Source organism: Xanthobacter luteus, assembly GCF_040049235.1.
In the GTDB taxonomy this organism is placed as follows: domain Bacteria; phylum Pseudomonadota; class Alphaproteobacteria; order Rhizobiales; family Xanthobacteraceae; genus Xanthobacter.
This window is the reverse complement of record NZ_JBDZDO010000001.1, coordinates 1,707,266-1,726,079: the sequence shown is the minus strand read 5'-3', so window position 1 is coordinate 1,726,079 and position 18,814 is coordinate 1,707,266. Positions and strand designations below refer to the sequence as shown.

The 18,814-nt window shown below is 70.0% G+C and carries 17 protein-coding genes; 6 read left to right on the top strand and 11 right to left on the bottom strand.

Features of this window, described 5'->3' with window-relative positions; translation table 11 throughout:
- Window positions 1-74: 74 nt before the first annotated feature.
- Window positions 75-257, bottom strand: coding sequence for a DUF1192 domain-containing protein (locus ABLE88_RS08350; RefSeq protein ID WP_348830979.1), 183 nt, complete (start codon window positions 255-257; stop codon window positions 75-77).
- 587 nt (window positions 258-844) lie between these two features.
- Here ABLE88_RS08350 and ABLE88_RS08345 point away from each other — a divergent pair.
- The gene (locus ABLE88_RS08345; protein ID WP_348830978.1) at window positions 845-3,751 is read left to right on the top strand and encodes an EAL domain-containing protein; all 2,907 of its coding nucleotides are present in this window, start codon (window positions 845-847) and stop codon (window positions 3,749-3,751) included.
- Window positions 3,752-3,777: 26 nt separating this feature from the next.
- Here ABLE88_RS08345 and ABLE88_RS08340 read toward each other — a convergent pair whose 3' ends face one another.
- Window positions 3,778-4,395: a YqgE/AlgH family protein gene (locus ABLE88_RS08340; RefSeq protein WP_348830977.1), complete on the bottom strand. Its 618-nt coding sequence runs from the start codon at window positions 4,393-4,395 to the stop codon at window positions 3,778-3,780.
- A gap of 167 nt (window positions 4,396-4,562) precedes the next feature.
- On the opposite strand from ABLE88_RS08340, the gene ABLE88_RS08335 reads away from it, so the two are divergent.
- Window positions 4,563-5,423, top strand: coding sequence for a protein-disulfide reductase DsbD domain-containing protein (locus tag ABLE88_RS08335; RefSeq protein WP_348830976.1), 861 nt, complete (start codon window positions 4,563-4,565; stop codon window positions 5,421-5,423).
- A gap of 111 nt (window positions 5,424-5,534) precedes the next feature.
- On the top strand, window positions 5,535-6,020 hold the full coding sequence (locus ABLE88_RS08330; RefSeq protein ID WP_348830975.1) for a peroxiredoxin: 486 nt from the start codon (window positions 5,535-5,537) through the stop codon (window positions 6,018-6,020).
- 151 nt (window positions 6,021-6,171) lie between these two features.
- On the opposite strand, the gene ABLE88_RS08325 is transcribed toward ABLE88_RS08330, so the two are convergent.
- From ABLE88_RS08325 to ABLE88_RS08310, 4 genes are all read right to left on the bottom strand, one after another.
- Entirely contained in the window at window positions 6,172-6,390 is a 219-nt protein-coding gene (locus ABLE88_RS08325; protein WP_348830974.1) for a YdcH family protein, read from the bottom strand.
- Window positions 6,391-6,569: 179 nt separating this feature from the next.
- Window positions 6,570-7,316, bottom strand: a complete 747-nt coding sequence (locus ABLE88_RS08320; RefSeq protein WP_348830973.1) for an ABC transporter ATP-binding protein — start codon at window positions 7,314-7,316, stop codon at window positions 6,570-6,572.
- Window positions 7,313-8,560, bottom strand: coding sequence for an ABC transporter permease (locus ABLE88_RS08315; protein ID WP_348830972.1), 1,248 nt, complete (start codon window positions 8,558-8,560; stop codon window positions 7,313-7,315). Before ABLE88_RS08315 ends, ABLE88_RS08320 begins: the two co-directional genes overlap by 4 nt.
- Complete coding sequence (locus tag ABLE88_RS08310) at window positions 8,557-9,627, bottom strand: efflux RND transporter periplasmic adaptor subunit (protein WP_348830971.1); 1,071 nt, start codon at window positions 9,625-9,627, stop codon at window positions 8,557-8,559. The genes ABLE88_RS08315 and ABLE88_RS08310 overlap by 4 nt, the downstream gene beginning before the upstream one ends.
- A gap of 201 nt (window positions 9,628-9,828) precedes the next feature.
- Here ABLE88_RS08310 and ABLE88_RS08305 point away from each other — a divergent pair, with 201 nt between their 5' ends.
- From ABLE88_RS08305 to ABLE88_RS08295, 3 genes are all read left to right on the top strand, one after another.
- Window positions 9,829-10,806: a tyrosine recombinase XerC gene (locus tag ABLE88_RS08305; protein ID WP_348830970.1), complete on the top strand. Its 978-nt coding sequence runs from the start codon at window positions 9,829-9,831 to the stop codon at window positions 10,804-10,806.
- Between the two features lie 151 nt (window positions 10,807-10,957).
- Window positions 10,958-11,389, top strand: coding sequence for a VOC family protein (locus ABLE88_RS08300; protein ID WP_348831118.1), 432 nt, complete (start codon window positions 10,958-10,960; stop codon window positions 11,387-11,389).
- 168 nt (window positions 11,390-11,557) lie between these two features.
- Window positions 11,558-11,692, top strand: a complete 135-nt coding sequence (locus ABLE88_RS08295) for a hypothetical protein (RefSeq protein WP_348830969.1) — start codon at window positions 11,558-11,560, stop codon at window positions 11,690-11,692.
- A 222-nt stretch (window positions 11,693-11,914) separates the two neighbouring features.
- Here ABLE88_RS08295 and lpdA read toward each other — a convergent pair whose 3' ends face one another.
- From lpdA to ABLE88_RS08270, 5 genes are read right to left on the bottom strand one after another with little or no spacing between them, the layout of a single operon-like run.
- Window positions 11,915-13,318 carry a dihydrolipoyl dehydrogenase gene (lpdA, locus tag ABLE88_RS08290; protein WP_348830968.1) on the bottom strand — a complete coding sequence of 468 codons (1,404 nt, stop codon included), beginning with the start codon at window positions 13,316-13,318 and terminating at the stop codon, window positions 11,915-11,917.
- Window positions 13,319-13,340: 22 nt separating this feature from the next.
- Window positions 13,341-13,883 (bottom strand): DUF4160 domain-containing protein, encoded by a 543-nt coding sequence (locus ABLE88_RS08285; protein WP_348830967.1) that lies wholly within the window; start codon window positions 13,881-13,883, stop codon window positions 13,341-13,343.
- Between the two features lie 14 nt (window positions 13,884-13,897).
- The gene (gene odhB, locus ABLE88_RS08280) at window positions 13,898-15,133 is read right to left on the bottom strand and encodes a 2-oxoglutarate dehydrogenase complex dihydrolipoyllysine-residue succinyltransferase (RefSeq protein WP_348830966.1); all 1,236 of its coding nucleotides are present in this window, start codon (window positions 15,131-15,133) and stop codon (window positions 13,898-13,900) included.
- A gap of 27 nt (window positions 15,134-15,160) precedes the next feature.
- Window positions 15,161-15,487 carry a YciI family protein gene (locus ABLE88_RS08275; protein ID WP_348830965.1) on the bottom strand — a complete coding sequence of 109 codons (327 nt, stop codon included), beginning with the start codon at window positions 15,485-15,487 and terminating at the stop codon, window positions 15,161-15,163.
- A gap of 32 nt (window positions 15,488-15,519) precedes the next feature.
- Entirely contained in the window at window positions 15,520-18,474 is a 2,955-nt protein-coding gene (locus ABLE88_RS08270) for a 2-oxoglutarate dehydrogenase E1 component (RefSeq protein ID WP_348830964.1), read from the bottom strand.
- Between the last annotated feature and the right edge of the window lie 340 nt (window positions 18,475-18,814).

The window sequence follows — 18,814 nt, the reverse complement described above, 5'->3', positions numbered from 1 at the left end:
GACAGGCCCGGCCATGACGCCGAAAAGAGCTGGCGCAGGCGCGCGCCGGCCTGCGGCAATTTCCAAACGGGCGCTCAGAGCCTGAAGGCCGCGTTCGCGGCGTCGAGCGAGGCCCTCTTCCTGGCCAGCGCCTCCTCGAGGCGGACGATCTCGGCCTTGAGCATGCCGATCCGCACCTCGATCTCCGCCACCGACAGGCGGGAGAGATCGGCGCCCGCCAGGGGCTCGGGGGGCGGGACGGGACGGTCTTCCTCCATGGACGCCTCCTTCGGCTGGGCGCGCGCGACGCCGCATTGTGCCGTGCCGGCTCTGGCTAAGGAACTGCCTTCGCAGGCTTGGGCAGCCCCAGGGCCACCGGCCGGGCCGACCCCACTCACGATTTCGTGATCGAACACTGCCCATCTGGCGGCCACGGCGCGGCACTGCCCATGGGAAAGGCGAAAAAGGGATTTCCGCCGCCGTCCGTCCCGCTTAAGGTGCCGGTCCGGAGCCGGGTCCATTTGGATCGAACCCGTCTTAGGGGATGGGGCGGGCTCCGGGCGCCTGCCGCTCCTTGCCTCACGGGAGGGCGGTGCGCGTCATCGGACAAGGCGGACCGGGCCTGCAGCGGCCGGTTGCCTTGCTTCGGTCCAACGGCGTGGATAGAGCACACGCTTCGGCCGGCCGAAAGGGCGCATCCTCGCGCCTCCGGCCGCGTCTCCATCCCTCGACCGGGCCCAGGCCCGTTACGGCGGATGGCCGCGCAAAAGGTGGAAGTCGCCGTGTCCGAGCGCCCCAAAGGCGGCAGGCCATGCGCTTCAGGACTGGTCCGGCCCGTCCGGACGGCGGGTGCGGAGGCCCGGATTTGCAGGTTTTCCTCGTCGTCATACTCGCCATTGCCGCCCTTTTCGCCGCGCCCGGCGACGCCCGGGCCGTGGATGCCGTTGCCGTTCGCCTCGACGCGAACGTCATCGACCTCCTGCCCGCGGTCCAGCGCCAGACCACCGACAGCGACCGCATCCAGCTGTCCACCGCGCCCGACGCGGAGGGGGTGGTGCGCCGCATCGAGGTGCGCAGCGCCGATGGGCGCAATCATGTGGACTGGATCGCCTTCGCGCTCTCCAACAACACCGACGAGCAGGTCGACCGGCTGATCGTCGCGCCCTATTACCGCATGGTGGGCTCGGGCCTGTTCTGGCCCGACCTCGGCAACCGCCGGCTGGTGTCCTTGACCCCAAGCCAGGGCTTCAAGCCGGAGCGGCAGGCCTCGCCGGACGCCGACGTGTTCCTGGTGACGCTCGACCCCGGCTCCACGGTCACCTTCATCGCCGAGCTCGGCGGACCGAACCTGCCGCAGCTCTATATGTGGAAGCCCGACGCCTATAAGGACCGGGTCAACGCCTTCACGCTCTATCACGGCATCGTCATCGGCATCGCCGGCCTCCTGGCTTTGTTCCTCACCATCCTGTTCGTGGTGAAGGGCTCGGTGATGTTCCCGGCGGCCGCCGCGCTCGCCTGGGCGGTGCTGGGCTATATCGGCCTCGATTTCGCCTTCTGGTCCAAGGTGTTCGGCCTGTCGCCCATCGCCGAGCAGTTCTGGCGCGCGGCGGGCGAGGCGATCCTGACCGCCACCTTGCTGGTGTTCCTGTTCGCCTATCTCAACCTCAACCGCTGGCACGTGCGCTACGTGCACGTGGCAGCGGGCTGGCTCACCTTCCTCGCGGCGCTGGTGGTGCTCGCCATCCTCGACGCGCCGGTGGCCGCCGGCATCGCCCGCCTGTCGCTGCTGGCGGTGGCGGTGGCGGGACTCGCCGTGGTGATCTGGCTCTCCCAGCACGGCTACGACCGCGCGGTGCTGATCATTCCCACCTGGTCCTTGCTGGTGGTGTGGGTGCTGATGGCGGGCCTCACCGTGGCCGGCCTCGTCACCAACGACCTCGCCGCGGCGGCGCTCTCGGGCGGCCTGGTGCTGATCGTCATGCTGATCGGCTTCACGGTGATGCAGCACGCCTTCGCCGGCATCGGCGGGGTGCAGGGCTCGGCCTCGGAATTGGAGCGCCGGGCGCTGGCGCTCGCCGGATCGGGCCTCATGGTGTGGGACTGGGACGTGGACACGGACCGCATCTACACCTCGCCGGAGGCCGAGGAGGCGCTCGGTCTCAAGCGCCATTCGCTGGAGACCGAGGCGGCCGGCTGGCTCGAGGTGCTCCACCCCGCCGACCGCGACCGCTTCCGCGCGACGCTCGACGGCATCATCGACCAGCGGCGCGGGCGCATCGACCAGGACTTCCGCCTCCGGGCCATTGACGGCCATTATCTCACCTTCAACCTCAAGGCCCGCCCGGTGGTGGGCGCGGACGGCGAGGTGGTGCGCTGCATCGGCACGCTGACCGACGTCACCGGCGAGCGCATCGCCGCCGAGCGCCTGCTGCACGACGCGGTGCGCGACAATCTCACCGGCCTGCCCAATGGCGAACTGTTCCTCGACCGGCTGGAGCAGGCGCTCACCTTCGCCAGGCTGGACGAGAAGGTGAAGCCCACGGTGATGGTGATCGACCTCGACCGGTTCAAGGAGATCAACGTCAAGGTCGGCATGGCGATGGCCGATTCCATCCTGCTCACCGTGGCGCGCCGCCTGATGCGGCTGATGAAGCCGCAGGACACGCTCGCCCGCATGGCCGGCGACCAGTTCGGCCTGATCTTGATGTCCGAGCGCGACCCCGAGCGCATCACCACCTTCGCCGACACGCTGCGCCGCTCGCTGCGCGCCCCCATCACCTTCGCCGACAAGGAGGTGTTCGTGACCGCCTCCGTCGGCCTCGTGCTCTCGGGCCCGGACGTGGGCAAGCGCGACGAGGTGCTCAAGGACGCCGAGCTCGCCATGTACTATGCCAAGCGCATCGGCGGCGACCGCATCGAGGTGTTCCGCCCGGCCATGCGCCAGCAGAAGATCGACCGCGTGGTGCTGGAGGCCGAGCTCAGGCAGGCGCTCGGCAACAATGAGATCGCGGTGCGCTACCAGCCCGTGGTGCGGCTCGAGGACCGGGCGATCGGCGGCTTCGAGGCCTTCATCCGCTGGAACCATCCGCGGCTCGGCGAGCTCGCCGCCTCGGAATTCTGGCGCCTCGCGGAGGAGACCGGCCTGGTGCTCGACCTCGGCCTGTTCGTGCTCGACCGGGCGACGCGCCAGCTCGGCCAGTGGCAGCGCATGCTGCGCGTCGACCCGCCATTGTTCATGCACGTCAACGTCTCCTCGCGCCAGCTGCTGCGCCACGATCTGATCCAGGACCTGAAGAGCGTGCTCGCCCGCAACGTGGTGGCGGCGGGCTCGCTGAAGCTCGAGGTGGCCGAGAGCCTGGTGATGGAAAATCCGGAATATGCCGCGGTGGTGCTGGCGCGCATGCGCGAGCTCGGGGCCGGCCTGTGCCTGTCCGACTTCGGCGCCGGCTATTCCTGCCTGCCCTATCTCCAGCGCTTCCCGGTGGACGCCATCAAGATCGACCAGAGCTTCGTGCGCGACAGCGCCAAGGGGCCGGCGCGCGCGGCCCGGCCGGTGATCCTCGGGTCGCTGGTGGACCTCGCCCACGACCTCGGCATGGACGTGATCGCCTCGGGCCTCGAGCGCGAGCAGGAGGCGGAGGAGATGACGCAGCTCGGCTGCGAATACGCCCAGGGCCTGGTGTTCGGCGAGCCCTTCACGGCCGAGGAATGCCGCGCCTTGATCGAGCCGGCGCCGGTGGAGGCCAAGAAGCGGCGCGCCGCGGCGGAGTAGGGGCGGGGCGCGCGCGGCCGCTGCGCTCAGGCGTGGCCGGCCTCGGAGGAGAGCATGCCGGGATCGATGCCGAGCTTGCGCAAGGCGAGGTCGTATTTCGATTGCGTGCTGCCGCCGAACACCAGGTCGAAATCGGCGGCGCAATGCAGCCAGCCATTGGCCTGGATCTCCATCTCCAGCTGGCCCGGCGCCCAGCCGGCATAGCCGAGCGCCAGCACCGCGCTCTTCGGCCCCCGGCCGCCGGCGATCGCCTTGAGGATGTCGAGCGTCGCCGTCAGGCAGATGTCGTCGTCGATCGGCAATGTGGAATTCTCGATGAAATAGTCCGCCGAGTGCAGCACGAAGCCGCGCCCGGTCTCCACCGGCCCGCCGCGCAGCACCATGATGCCTTCCGCCCGCTTCGGCAGCAGGATGCGCTCGGACGCCGGCACCACGTCCAGCTGCACCAGGAGCTCGGCGAAGTCGATGTGGCTCGCCGGCTGGTTCACGACGATGCCCATGGCGCCCTCCGCCGAATGGGCACACAGATAGATGAGCGTGCGGGCGAACTGCTCGTCGCGCATGGCCGGCATGGCGATGAGCATCTGGCCGTCGAGGAAGTCGGAGGCGTCGTCCGCCGATCCGGGCCTGCTGAAATCGATCATCTGCGAAGGCTACCGCGATGCGGCCGATTTGGGAATGCGCCAGGACCGCGCTGCGCGCATCGCGCGCGTCCCGGCCCTGCGCCCGCCGGCGTTCGGACCGGCGCCGTCACGGCCTTGTGCACACGGTCCCTTTGCGCCCGCGGCTGGAAGAGGGTACCCCGCAGTCCATGACACGCGCAGGACTTCGTCCCCCCCGCTCCGCGGCCGCCGCGCTCGGCGCCGTGCTGGCGGCGGCGTTCTTTGGCGCGCCGCCCGCCTCGGCCGAGGAGAGCGCGCCGGTGGTGGTCCAGGGCGCCGAGGTGCGCCTGATCGCCGGCTCGATCGCCGGCGCCGTGGCCCAAGCGGGCCTCGAGATCCGCCTCGCGCCGCACTGGAAGACCTATTGGCGCTATCCGGGCGATGCCGGCGTGCCGCCGCAGATCGGCTGGGCCGGCTCGCACAACGTGCTGGGCGTGGAGATGGCCTGGCCGGCGCCGCGGCGCTTCGCCGACGGGGCGGGCGTCTATTCCATCGGCTACAAGGGCAACGTGCTGTTCCCGCTCGCGGTGACGCTCGCCGACCCCAAGGCGCCGGCGCGGCTGAACCTCAAGCTCGACTTCGCGGTCTGCGAGGCGCTGTGCCTGCCCGCTTTGGCGGAGATCGCCCTGGTGATCGACGGCAAGGACGCCGCCGGCGCCGACGCCCGCATCGCCCAGGCGCGCGCCCTGGTGCCGAAGCCGGCGATGCTCGGCGCGGCGGAGCCGCCGGCGGTGACGCAGGTGCGCGTGGACCGCTCCAAGACGCCCCCCGAGCTGGTGGTGGAGGCGCGCGTCCAGAACCCCACGGCGGACCTGTTCGTGGAAGGACCGGACGCCCGCTGGGCCCTGCCGCTGCCCCAGAAGACCGCGCTGCCCGACGGCAAGGCGCGCTTCGTGCTGGCCTTCGAGGGCCTGCCCCCGGACACCGCCATCGATGGCGCGCGCCTCACCTTGACGCTGGTCGACGCGCCGCGCGCGGTGGCGGTCGCCCATACGATCGAGGCACCCTGAGCCGCGCGGCAGGCCGCGCGCTGCGGCGCGACGAGGGCGCTTTCCTCCTCCGGAAAACTACGTATTGTCGCGCAGCGGCCGAACCCGGGCCGCAAGCCATCGGAGCGCCCCATGCCCATTTCGGTCGGTGACACCCTTCCTTCCGCCACCTTTCGCCTGATGACCGCCGACGGCCCCGTGCCCAAGAGCGGCGAGGAGATCTTCAAGGGCAAGAAGGTGGTGCTGTTCGCGGTGCCCGGCGCCTTCACGCCCACCTGCCACAAGAACCATCTGCCGGGCTATCTGGCCGAGGCGGAGGCGATCAAGGCCAAGGGCGTCGACACCATCGCCGTGGTGTCGGTGAACGATCCCTTCGTCATGGGCGCCTGGGAGAAGGCCACCGGCGCCGACGGCAAGATCGTGTTCCTCTCCGATGCGGACGCCGCCTTCGCCAAGGCGCTCGACCTCACCTTCGACGGCTCGGCCGCCGGCCTCGGTCTGCGCTCCAAGCGCTTCTCCATGTTGGTGGAGGACGGGGTCGTGAAGGCGCTGAACGTGGAGGACGTGCCCTCCAAGGCGGACGTCTCCAGCGCCGCCGCCATGCTCGGCCAGCTCTGAGGCGGACCGCTCGGACAACGGGTTATCGATCTTGGAGCGGGAGTCCGCGCCGCGGCCTTCAGCACCGCGCCCTTCCCCGCCACCGTCGTCCCGCACCACCGTCATCGCCCGGACAAGCCGGGGGATGACGGCGCGCCGGGTGCGCCGACCTTCAGGCGATGATGTCGGGGAACAGCTCGTCCTCGATATGGCTGATGCGGTCCTTGAGCTGCAGCTTGCGCTTCTTCAGCCGCTGCAGCTGCAGCACGTCGGAGCCGGCGACCCCGGTCAGCGCCTCGATCGCCGCGTCGAGATCGCGATGCTCCTGACGCAGGCGCTCCAGAAGCGCCCTGAGGTCCCGTTCCTGCTCTCGATCGTCCTGGCTCGTCATGCCCTCATCCGTCGCCCTGCGGCATCCGGCCGCCCCCCGCTCCCCCGGGGCGGGGGGCGGGCCGCAACCGCCCACCCCCGCCGCGGTTCCGGCCGGGCCGGGGCCGCACTCTGGAAGCCTTCCTGACTATGGCATGGGTGTGCCGTGCCGCAAGGTGGCGCTTCGTCCGGAGATGGAGATCAGGGAACGCCCTCGTCCACGCCCTCGACGATGCGCCCGTCGACCACCCGCACCTGCCGGTCCGCCCGCGCCGCCAAGGCGAGGTCGTGGGTGACGATCACCACCGCGCGGCGTTCCTCGTCCACCAGCCGGCGCAGGATGGCGAACACCTGCTCGGTGGAATGGGTGTCGAGATTGCCGGTCGGCTCGTCCGCCAGCAGCACGGCCGGGTCGTTGGCGAGCGCGCGGGCGATGGCGACGCGCTGGCGCTGGCCGCCGGAGAGCTGGTCCGGGCGTTTCCTGCCATGGTCCTCGAGGCCGAGCGCCGCCAGGAGCGCGTGGGCGCGCTCGTCCATCGCCTGCGGCTTCAGGCGGCCGCGCGCGCGCATGGGCAGCAGCACGTTATCGAGCGCGGTGAACTCGGGCAGCAGAAAGTGGAACTGGAACACGAAGCCGAGCTTTTCGAGCCGCAGCGCCGCGCGCGCATCCTCGCTCAGGCGGCTGGTGGCGCGACCTTCCACATACACCTCGCCGGTGGTGGGCAGATCGAGAAGCCCCAGCAGATAGAGCAGCGACGACTTGCCCGAGCCGGACGGGCCGGTGATGGCGATGAAGGCGCCGGCATCCACCGAGAGGTTGGCGCCGGTGATCAGCGTCGCCGGCACCTCGCCCGAGATCACGCGGCTGAGATTCTCGGCGCGGATCAGCGGCGCCCCGGCCAAGGGCGCCCCGGCGGAGGTCGCGCCAGGCGCGGGCGCCGCGCTCACGAGGCGCCCCGGATGATGTCCACCGGCTGGAGCGAGGCGGCCTTGCGCGCCGGCAGATAGGCCGCCACCAGCGAGGCCGTGAGCGCCACCGCCGCGGCGAGCGCGTAGTGGGTCGGCGAATAGAAGATCGGCAGATGGGTGGCGTCCATGAACGGGCTCTTGATCTCCACCTGGCCCATGGCGAGGGAGAGGGTGTAGCCGAGGGCGAAGCCGAGCAGCGTGCCGGTGAGGCCGATCACCAGCCCCTCCAGCACAAAGATGGTGCGCACCAGGGCCTCGGGGAGCCCGAGCGACTTCAGGATGGCGATGTCGCGCGTCTTCTCGTGGGTGATGGTGGAGATGATGTTGTAGGTGCCGAACGAGGCCACCAGCAGGATCGCGCCCACCACCATGTACATGATCAGGTTGCGGATCTCGAAGGCGGACAGGAGGTCCTCGTGTGCCTCCTGCCAGGACACCGACTTGTAGCCGGTCTCGGCCTCGATGCGCGCGGCGATCTCGCGCGCCGACATCACGTCCTGCGCCTTCACGCGGATCTCGTTCACGAGCCCGGTCTGGCCGGCGAGGATCTGCGCCGTCTTCACCAGCATGTAGGCCTGGCTGTCGTCGGCGGAGGCGACGCCGGTGTGGGAGAAGGCGACCACGGTGCACAGCAGCACCTGCCCGGTGCCGCCCGTGACCGCCACCACGTTGCCGGTCCGCGCGCCGAGCTTTCCGGCGAGGCCGTCGCCGAGGATGATGGCGTTCGAGGCGCGGTAGAGGTCTTCGAGCGTGCCGTGCCGGATCTGGGTCGGCAGCTTGGAGACCTGGCCCTCGCGTTTCGGGTCGACGCCGATGACGCTCGCCGTGCGGTCGCGGCCGGCAAAGCGCACCACCGCCTTGGCCTGCACCGAGGGCGCCACCGCGCCGTCCACCCATCCCGATATGGCGGCCATGATGGCGTAGGGGTTCTTGATGCCGGGGCGGATCGCCTTGGTGGTCAGGCCCTGGATCACGGCGGCGTCGTAGCGCTCCTCGGCCGGCTGGGGCGAGGGCGCGCGGTGCTCGTCGCTGACCAGGATGTGGGGCAGCGCGTCCACCAGCTGGGTGATGAAGTCGCGCTGGGAGCCTTCCATCAGCGCCGCCATCATCACCGAGAAGCCCACCCCGGTGGCGACCCCGAGCACGCCCACCAGGGTCTGCCGCACCCGGCTGCGCACATGGGTGAGGGCGATGGAGAACGCGAGGTTGAAGCGGGCGCTCACGGCGCGGCTCCCGCCGGCGCGCCTTCGGAGCCGGTGGCGGCGCCGCGGTCGAGGAGCGTGCCGCCGACGACGCGCACCCGCTGGCCGTCGCGCATGGCGCCGGTGGCGGGGCTCGCCACCAGCTCGCCGTCTTTGAGGCCGGAGAGCACCTCCACCATGCGCGTGCCGCGCAGGCCGAGCACGAGCGGCACGCGCACCAGGCGGCGGCCCTCGATCCGGAAGGCGGCGCCGTCGATCAGCGCCTCGCCCGGGATCAGCAGTACGCCGGCGTGCTCGGCGACGACGATGTTGGCCTCGACGCTCATGCCGATGGCGAGCGGGGTATCGTCGGGCAGCGAGAGGTAGACGCGGAAGGTCTTGTTGACCGGGTCGCCCTTGGGGGTGATCTCGGCGACCGTGGCGTCGAGGATGGTGTCCTTGTGGCCGTCATTGCGCAGCAGCGCCTTCTGGCCGACCTGCACGCGCGGGATGTCGTCCTCGTTCACGTCGGCGACGATGCGCAGGGGCTTCGGCTCGCCGATCCAGAACAAGGTGGTGTCGCCGGTGGTGGTGAGCACCTCGCCCACCTCGCCGTCCTTGCGCAAGATCACGCCGTCCATGGGCGCGCGCAGCTTCAGCTCCTCGATGCGCTGCTTCTGGGCCTCCACCCGCGCCTCGTACTCGCGCAATTGGGTCAGCACCTGCTCGTACGTGGTCTGGCTGGTCACCTGCCGGTCCATGAGGCTCTTGGCGCGGGCCACGTCGCCCTCGAGGCGGGCGCGGCGCGCCTCCATCTCGGCCAGGGTCGCGCGCTCCACGCTGTCGTCCAGCTGGGCCAGCACGTCGCCCTGCTTCACGCGCTGGCCCTCGCAGTCGCAGATCGCGACGATGCGCTGGCGCTGCAGCGTCGACACCCGCGCCCAGCGGCGCGGCTCCACCACGCCGGTGGCATAGACGATCTCCGCCGCCGTGCCGCGGCGCACCTCCACCGCCTTCACCTCGGGCAGATGGGTGAAGCGCCACGCCGCCACGCCCGCCGCGGCGACCAGCAGGAGGAGAAGCGCGCGCAGCCAGCTCCGGGCTTTCATCAGAAGGCGATGCTCCGCATGGGGACCTTGCTCAACGTCCAGAAGGCGGTGCGAGCCTCGCCCCTGTCCTTGCGCTGGCGCAATGGAGGAGTTCGGCCGCATCCCCCTTCAGGGAATGTGAAGGGCTTTGGTTGCTAATGGAAGAAAGCGGCCAAGACACGTATCCGATTGCAACGAGTTGCAACGCCGGGGGGGCAGGCCATGGCCATGAGCGACCAGGAGAAGGCGACGCGCGCGCAGGGCGCGCTGCTTGCCGCCGCCGCGCCGGACGTGGCGGTGGCGGCCCGTGCCTGGCTTGACCGGCTCGCTTACGAGCGGCGCCTCTCCCCCAAGACGCGCGAGGCCTATGCGCGCGACCTCGCTCTGGTGCTGGCGCGCCTGAAAGACCATCTCGGCGCCGCGCCGCGCCTTGCCGACCTCGCGGCGCTGCGCCCCGCCGACGTGCGCGCGGTGCTGGCCGCCCGGCGCGCCGACGGCGTCGCCGCCCGCACCCTGGTGCGCCTGCTCGCCGCCGCTCGTTCCTTCGCGCGCCATCTGGAGCGGGAAGGGGAGGGCAAGGTCGGGGCGCTCGCCGCCGTGCGCGCGCCCAAGGTGGGTCAGACCCTGCCGAAGCCGGTGAGCGTGGACGCCGCCCGCGCGTTCGCCGATCCCGCAACCCGCGCCGGGGAGGACCGCGCGCCCTGGATCCTCGCCCGCGACGCGGCGGTCCTCGCTCTGCTCTACGGGGCGGGCCTGCGCATCTCCGAGGCGCTGTCGCTCACCCCCGCGATGGTGGAGGGCGGGCCGGACCAGATCACCGTCCTGGGCAAGGGCAGCAAGGCGCGCATGGTGCCGCTCATCGCCCCGGTGCGCGCGGCGATCGCCGATTACGCGGCGCTGTGCCCCTACGCGCTCGGCCAGGACGGGCCGCTGTTCCGCGGCGCCAAGGGGGCGAAGCTCTCGCCGCGCATCGTCCAGGCGGCGGTGGAGCGCATGCGCGGCGCGCTCGGCCTGCCGGCGAGCGCCACGCCCCATGCGCTGCGCCACTCCTTCGCCACCCATCTGCTGGCGCGCGGCGGCGACCTGCGCTCGATCCAGGAACTGCTGGGGCACGCCTCGCTCTCCACCACCCAGATCTACACCCAGGTGGACCAGGCCGCGCTCATGGCGGCCTACAAGGCGGCCCATCCAAGGGCGTGAGGTGGCGGACCCTCCCCCGCAAGGGGGAGGGCGCAGGTGGCGTTCCGGCCAGCCGCCGCGATGGCCGCGTGAAGGGCGGCGCCGGCTTGTCGCGCACGGCGGCGGCGGCGAGAGTGGCGTCTCGTTCACTGCGGATCGCCCCATGCCACCCATGACACCCATCCGCCCGGTCATCGACCACATGTCCGTCACCACCGCCGACCTTGCCCGCGCGGTGCGTTTCTACGATGCGGTTCTGGCGCCGCTCGGCCTGATGCGGGTGGCGGACTATGACGAGGAGGAGGGCGCCTCGGCCTGCTGGGGGCCGCCGGGCACCCTGCCGGCGCCGGAGGGCGCGCCGGGGGCGGCGCCGTTCTGGGTGCAGTATCGCGCCGCCGCCTTCACGCCGCCGCCGGGCACCCATGTGTGCTTCTGCGCGCCCGACCGCGCGGCGGTCCACGCCTTCCACGCGGCGGGGCTGGCGCGCGGCGGCACCGATTACGGCGCGCCGGGCCCCAGGCCCCATTACGGGCCGGGCTATTATGCCGCCTTCCTGATGGACCCGGACGGCTGGCGCATCGAGGCCGTCTGTTTCGGCGCCTGAGCGGCGGGCGCCGCGCGTCCCACGGCCAAGCCCGCGCCGGCGCCGCTACACGTGCGCGTGAGATGGCGCCGATTGCCCGCAATTGAGGCGGTCGGACCCCGGCCGGCGGCTTCGCAAGGCCCTTCGGGCCGGGCTAGGCTCGCCCTTCGTTCACAGGAGGACCAGCCGATGAAGCGCCTTGCCTTCGCCCTTTGCGCCCTCGCCGTCGTCTCCGCCACCGCTCCCGCTTTCGCCGGCGGCTCGGGCTGCGCCGGCGCCCAGGACAAGAGCGCCCAGACCGAAACCACCCACAAGGGCAGCTGATCGCGCCCGCGCGCCGCGCCCGCGCCGGCGGGAACCGCCGGCGCGCTCCGGCGTTTAAGCCTCACGTTGCGCCTTCGTCCCGAAGGTCAAGCCCTAAAGGTCAAGCCCCGGGGCGGGAGCGCGCGTTCATCTGACCTCCACACCCTCCGGCCTCGGCTGGGGGGTTCTTTTTTGCCGAAAGGACGCGCCCTCCCGCAGGAGCGCGCGTCCCGCCGGCCGGCGTCACATGTGGATCGCGCGCTTTTCCACCGCCATGGCCGCTTCCTTGACCGCCTCCGAGCGGGTGGGGTGGGCATGGCAGGTGCGGGCGAGGTCCTCGGACGAGCCGGCGAACTCCATCAGCACCGCGCATTCGTGGATCATCTCGCCGGCCTCGGGGCCGATGATGTGGGCGCCGAGCACCCGGTCGGTCGCGGCGTCGGCGAGGATCTTCACGAACCCGTCCGTGGTCTGGTTCACCTTGGCGCGGCCGTTGGCGGTGAACGGGAACTTGCCGACCTTGTAGGCGATGCCCGCGGCCTTCAGCTCCTCCTCGGTCTTGCCCACCGAGGCGACCTCCGGGAAGGTGTAGACCACGCCGGGGATCACGTCGTAATTCACGTGCCCCGCTTTGCCGGCGAGGATCTCGGCGCAGGCGACGCCCTCGTCCTCGGCCTTGTGGGCCAGCATCGGGCCGGCGATCACGTCGCCGATGGCGTAGATGCCGGGCACGCTGGTGGCGAAGTGGGGATCGGTGACGATCCGCCCCTTGGCGTCCTTGGCGACGCCCACCTCCTCCAAACCGAGGCCAGCGGTGTAGGGGATGCGGCCGATTGCCACCAGAACCACGTCCGCCTCGAGCGTCTCGGCGGCGCCGCCGGCGGCGGGCTCCACCGTGACCTTCAGCGTCTTGCCCTTGGTGTCGACGCCGGTGACCTTGGTGCCGAGCTTGAAGGCGAAGCCCTGCTTGTCGAGGATGCGCTGGAAGGATTTCGCCACCTCGCCATCCATGCCGGGCAGGATGCGGTCGAGGAATTCCACCACGGTCACCTCGGCGCCGAGCCGGCGCCACACCGAGCCGAGCTCCAGGCCGATGACGCCCGCGCCCACCACCACCATCTTCGCCGGCACCTTCTTGAGCGACAGCGCGCCGGTGGACGAGACGATGCGCTCCTCGTCGATGGCGACGCCCGGCAGCGGCGCCACGTCCGAGCCGGTGGCGACGACGATGGCCTTGGTCTCCAGCGTCTCCACCTTGCCGTCGGCGTTGAGGGTGACCTCCACCTTGCCGGGCGCGGCGATCCTGCCGGCGCCGAAATAGACGTCGACCTTGTTCTTCTTCAGCAGGAACTCGACGCCCTTCACGTTGCCGTCCACGCCCTTGTCCTTGAAGGAGAGCATGGCCTTGAGGTCGAGCTTGGGCGACGACACGCCGATGCCCATGTCGGCGAACTTGTGGCCCGCCTCCTCGAACAGCTCGGAGGCGTAGAGCATCGCCTTGGAGGGGATGCAGCCCACGTTGAGGCAGGTGCCGCCGTGGGTGGCGCGCTTCTCCACCACGGCGACCTTCAGGCCGAGCTGGGCCGCGCGGATGGCGCACACATAGCCGCCGGGGCCGGTGCCGATGACGATGAGATCGTAGGACATGTCAGGAAATTTCCTTGGCGGTTCAGCTTGCCATCAGCCGGTGCACTTCGGCCTGCTTTTCGCAATCTCGACGCAGGCTGTCGGCGCCGAAGTCGATTTCATAGCCGCTGTCGTCGAGCCAGAAGATGGAATGCCCGTATTCAGAAACGGCGACCTGGTCGAAATGCTTCGGGTCGCGTCGCAGATACTCGAAGACCTCCCCTTCGGCGAGGATCGGGCGCACGTCGACAACGCCTTCGTAGCCATCGGTGAAGACGAGCTTCAGAACGCCATAGATGACCGGCGATGCCGAGACAATCCTGGGTAGCTCACTCATCGCAGGGGGCTCCAACGGTAGTTTTTCGATCGCACGCACGAAAGTCTCGGTCAGAAGGTCCTTTCGTTCGGAGGCCCACTCCACGACCGCGCGGCGCTTATTCTCGGGCAAGCTGCCGCGCAGCACCTTCAAGGTCTGAATATGGATGCTGGCGCGATGGCCACCAACCTCGGCGTGGAAATGCGGCGGCGGGTGATCGTTGGGATAAAACCGGATCTTGACCCCATCGACCACCGCGACCGTCGGCATCGGACCTCAAGCCCTCACAGATCCAGCACGAGCCGCGCCGGGTCCTCCAGGGTCTCCTTCACGCGCACCAGGAAGGTCACGGCCTCGCGGCCGTCGACGATGCGGTGGTCGTAGGACAGAGCGAGATACATCATGGGCCGGATCACCACCTGACCCTTGATCGCCACCGGGCGCTCCTCGATGCGGTGCATGCCGAGGATGCCCGACTGCGGCGCGTTGAGGATCGGCGTGGACATCAGCGAGCCGTAGATGCCGCCATTGGTGATGGTGAAGGTGCCGCCCTGCATGTCCTCGATGCCGAGCTTGCCGTCGCGGGCCTTGCGGCCGTAGCCGGCGATGGCCTTCTCGATCTCGGCGACGGACATCAGGTCGGCGTCGCGCACCACCGGCACCACGAGGCCCTTCTCGGTGCCGACCGCGATGCCGATATTGTAGTAGTTCTTGTAGACCAGGTCCTGCCCGTCGATCTCGGCGTTCACCGCCGGGATGTCCTTGAGGGCCGCGATCACCGCCTTGGTGAAGAAGCCCATGAAGCCGAGCTTCACGCCGTGCTTCTTCTCGAACGCATCCTTGAACTGGGCCCGCAGGGCCATCACGGCGCTCATGTCCACGTCGTTGAACGTGGTGAGCATGGCCGCGGTGTTCTGCGCGTCCTTCAGGCGCCGGGCGATGGTCTGGCGCAGCTTGGTCATCTTCACCCGCTCTTCGCGGGCGGCATCCTCGGCGCTCGCCGGCGCGCGGGCGACGGCGGGAACCGGGGCCGGGGCTGAGGGAACGCCGGCGGCGATGGCCGCGAGCATGTCGCCCTTGGTCACGCGGCCGTCCTTGCCGGAGCCCGACACGTCCGCCGGGTTCACGCCGCTCTCGGCGGCGATGCGGCCCACGGCCGGTCCATTGGCGCCGGCGGCCGCCGCGGCGGCGGGCGCCGCGGCCGGAGCCTTGGGGGCCTCGGCCTTGGGCGCTTCGGCCTTGGGGGCCTCGGCCTTCGGCGCGGGCGCCGCGGCGGCGCCGGTGCCTTCGCCGATGGAGCCGAGCAGCGCGCCGACGCCCACCGTCTCGCCGTCCTTGGCGACGATCTCCGCCAGCACGCCGGCGGCGGGGGCGGGCACCTCGACCGTGACCTTGTCGGTCTCGAGCTCCACCAGCGGCTCGTCGGCCTTGACGGCTTCACCCGGCTTCTTGAACCACTTGCCGATGGTGGCCTCGGTAACGGACTCGCCCAGAGTGGGCACGCGGATCTCGGTCGCCATTCTGTTCGTCCCCTCTGGGGACCTCCCTCAACGTTCGCCGTGCGCCGGAGCCGCGCCCCGCCGCAGGATGAGTGACGGGACCGGCATCACCTCATAGGCAAAGCCCAGTCCCGCCGTGATGATCGGGTCGGCGTCGGCGAGCGCCTTCGCATGACCCGCGTCGTCAACCTCCACCAGGGCCATCCCCCAGATGCCCGCGGGATCGGCCACCGGACCCACCGCCAGCGCGGGTCCGTCCTCGGCGAGGCCCTGCCAATAGGCCCCGTGCGCGCCCATCGCCTCCATTTCGGCGCCGCTCGCGTCCTGCGGGAAGCTCGCCCGCGGCGGCCGGAGCCTGAGGAGGAAATGGTCCAAGGGATGCCTCCGTTCGCGCGCCGCCGCTGGGCTCAGCTCAGGGCTTCGTCAAGGAACGCCCGGAGCTGCGCCAGATGCTTGGACATGAGGCCGGTGGCGGTGGCCGCCGCCGCGGGCCGCCCGGCATAGCGCGGCCGCCTGGCGGCGCCGCCCACCTGCTCCAGCACCCATTCCAGGTAGGGCTGCACGAACGCCCAGGAGCCCTGGTTCTTCGGCTCCTCCTGGCACCACACGACCTCGGCGTTCTTGAAGCGCGAGAGCTCCTGCACCAGGGTCTTCAGCGGGAACGGATAGAGCTGCTCGACGCGCAGAAGATAGACGTCGTTCACGCCGCGCTTCTCGCGCTCCTCGAACAGATCATAATAGACCTTGCCGGCGGACAGCACGACGCGCCGCACCTTGTCGTCGGGGACGAGCTTGATGCCGTCGGCCGCCGGATGGGACTGGGCATCGTCCCACAGCACCCGGTGGAACGAGGTGCCCGCCTCCATCTCCGACAGGCTGGAGGCCGCCCGCTTGTGGCGCAGCAGCGACTTCGGCGTCATCAGGATGAGCGGCTTCCTGAACTCGCGCTTCAGCTGGCGGCGCAGGATGTGGAAGTAGTTGGCGGGGGTGGTGACGTTCGCCACCTGCATGTTGTCTTCGCCGCACATCTGCAGGAATCGCTCGAGGCGGGCGGAGGAATGCTCCGGCCCCTGGCCCTCATAGCCGTGCGGCAGCAGGCACACGAGGCCGGACATGCGCAGCCACTTGCGCTCGCCCGAGGAGATGAACTGGTCGAACACCACCTGGGCGCCGTTGGCGAAGTCGCCGAACTGCGCCTCCCAGAGCACCAGCGTGTTGGGCTCGGACAGGGTGTAGCCATATTCGAAGCCGAGCACCGCCTCCTCCGAGAGCATCGAATTGATGACCTCGTACTTGGCCTGGGTCTCGGAGAGATGGTTGAACGGCTTGTAGCGCGCCTCGGTCTCCTGGTCGGTCAGCACCGAGTGGCGTTGGGAGAAGGTGCCGCGCTCCACGTCCTGGCCGGAGAGGCGCACCGGGTTGCCTTCCAGCAGCAGGGTGGAGAAGGCGAGCGCCTCGCCGGTGGCCCAGTCGATGCCGGAACCGTCCTCGATGGCCTTCTTGCGGTTGTCGAGGAAGCGCTGGATCGTGCGGTGGACCTGGAAGCCCTCCGGCACGGTGGTGATCTTCTCGCCGATGGCCTTGAGGGTATCGATCTCCACGCCGGTATTGCCGCGGCGCGGGTCATCATCCTCGTGGGTGGGCTTGAAGCCGGCCCAGCGGCCGTCGAGCCAGTCGGCCTTGTTGGGCTTGTAGGCCTGGCCCGCCTCGTGCTCGGCCTCCAGCCGGTCGCGCCATGCGTTGCGCATGGTCTCCACCTCGCCGGCGGTGACCACGCCTTCCGCCTCCAGCTTCTTGGTGTACAGCTCCAGCACGCTCGCGTGCTGGCGGATCACCTTGTACATCTTCGGCTGGGTGAAGGAGGGCTCGTCGCCCTCGTTGTGGCCGAAGCGGCGGTAGCAGAACATGTCCACCACCACCGGCTTGTGGAAGCGCTGGCGGAACTCGATCGCCACCTTGGCGCAGAACACCACCGATTCCGGGTCGTCGCCGTTGCAGTGGAAGATCGGCGCCTCGATCATCTTCGCCACGTCGGACGGGTAGGGCGAGGAGCGCGAATAGCGCGGATTGGTGGTGAAGCCGATCTGGTTGTTGATGATGAAGTGGATCGAGCCGCCGGTGCGGTGGCCCTTGAGGCCGGAAAGGCCGAGGCACTCGGCCACCACGCCCTGGCCGGCGAAGGCGGCATCGCCGTGCAGCAGCAAAGGCAGCACCTTCACCCGCTCGCTGTCCTTGAGCTGGTCCTGCTTGGCGCGCGCCTTGCCGAGCACCACCGGATCGACGATCTCCAGATGCGAGGGGTTCGCGGTCAGCGAGAGATGCACCTTGTTGTTGTCGAACTCGCGGTCCGAGGACGCGCCGAGATGGTACTTCACGTCGCCGGAGCCCTCGACCTCGTCGGGGGCCCAGGAGCCGCCCTTGAATTCGTGGAACAGCGCGCGGTGCGGCTTGCCCATCACCTGGGTCAGCACGTTCAGGCGGCCGCGATGGGCCATGCCGAACACGATCTCCCGCACGCCGAGGCTGCCGCCGCGCTTGATGATCTGCTCCAGCGCCGGGATCAGGCTCTCGCCGCCGTCGAGGCCGAAGCGCTTGGTGCCGGTGAACTTCACGTCGAGGAACTTCTCGAAGCCCTCGGCCTCCACCAGCTTGTTGAGGATGGCGCGCTTGCCCTCGCGGGTGAAGGACACCTCCTTGTCGGGCCCCTCGATGCGCTCCTGGATCCAGGCCTTCTCCTCGGGCGAGGAGATGTGCATGAACTCGACGCCGATGGTGCGGCAGTAGGTGCGGCGCAGGATCGCCACCATCTCGCGCACGGTGGCGAATTCGAGCCCCAGCACGTGGTCGATGAAGATCTTGCGGTCGAGGTCGGCCTCGTAGAAGCCATAGGACGCCGGGTCGAGCTCGGGCGCCTCGCGCGGCGGGGTCAGGCCGAGCGGGTCGAGATTGGCGTGCAGGTGGCCGCGCATGCGGTAGGCGCGGATCATCATCAGCGCCTTGACCGAATCGCGGGTGGCCTGCTGCACCTCGGTGGGGGAGAATTCCGCGCCGGTCGCCTGCGCCTTGGCCTTCACCTTGTCGGAGATGGCCTTTTCCACCTCGATCCACTGCCCGTCCATGGCCGAGACCAGTTCGCCATTGGCGTGCTCCGGCCAGTGCGGCTTCTTCCAGGAGGCGCCGCGGGCATTCTCGATCACCTGGGCGGGATCGTCCTTGAGCGCGGCGAAGAAGGCCTGCCACTCCGGGGTCACCGCGTTCGGGTCGGTCTCATAGCGGGCGTAGAGATCCTCGATCCAGGCGGCGTTGGCGCCATAGAGGAAGGAGGTGGAGAGGAAAATGTCGTTCTGATCCGCGCGCGACATGGGCTTCTTCCCGGCTGGCCGTGGGCGCCGCGTGTTCCTTCAGCGATCCCGCCCTTTTTAGCGGGTCCAACCGGGAAACACAGCCCCAAGACCTCGTCATCTGCCACAAATCGAGCCCCCGGCCGGAGCCGGACGCCCCTTTCACCGCTGCACGGCTCGTGGCGGCCTGCGGCAGCGGTGCCTTGAAACCTCGCGCCGGCGCCCGGTGGCGCTGGCGCGGCGTTGGACGCTCCGGGCCATGCCCGTCGCCGAGCTTTGCGGCAAAAATGGGTGCGCGGCCGTCGAAACGCAACGGCCGCCGCACTTTCTTCATAGCTGCTTCCCTTCCGTCACACCGCGC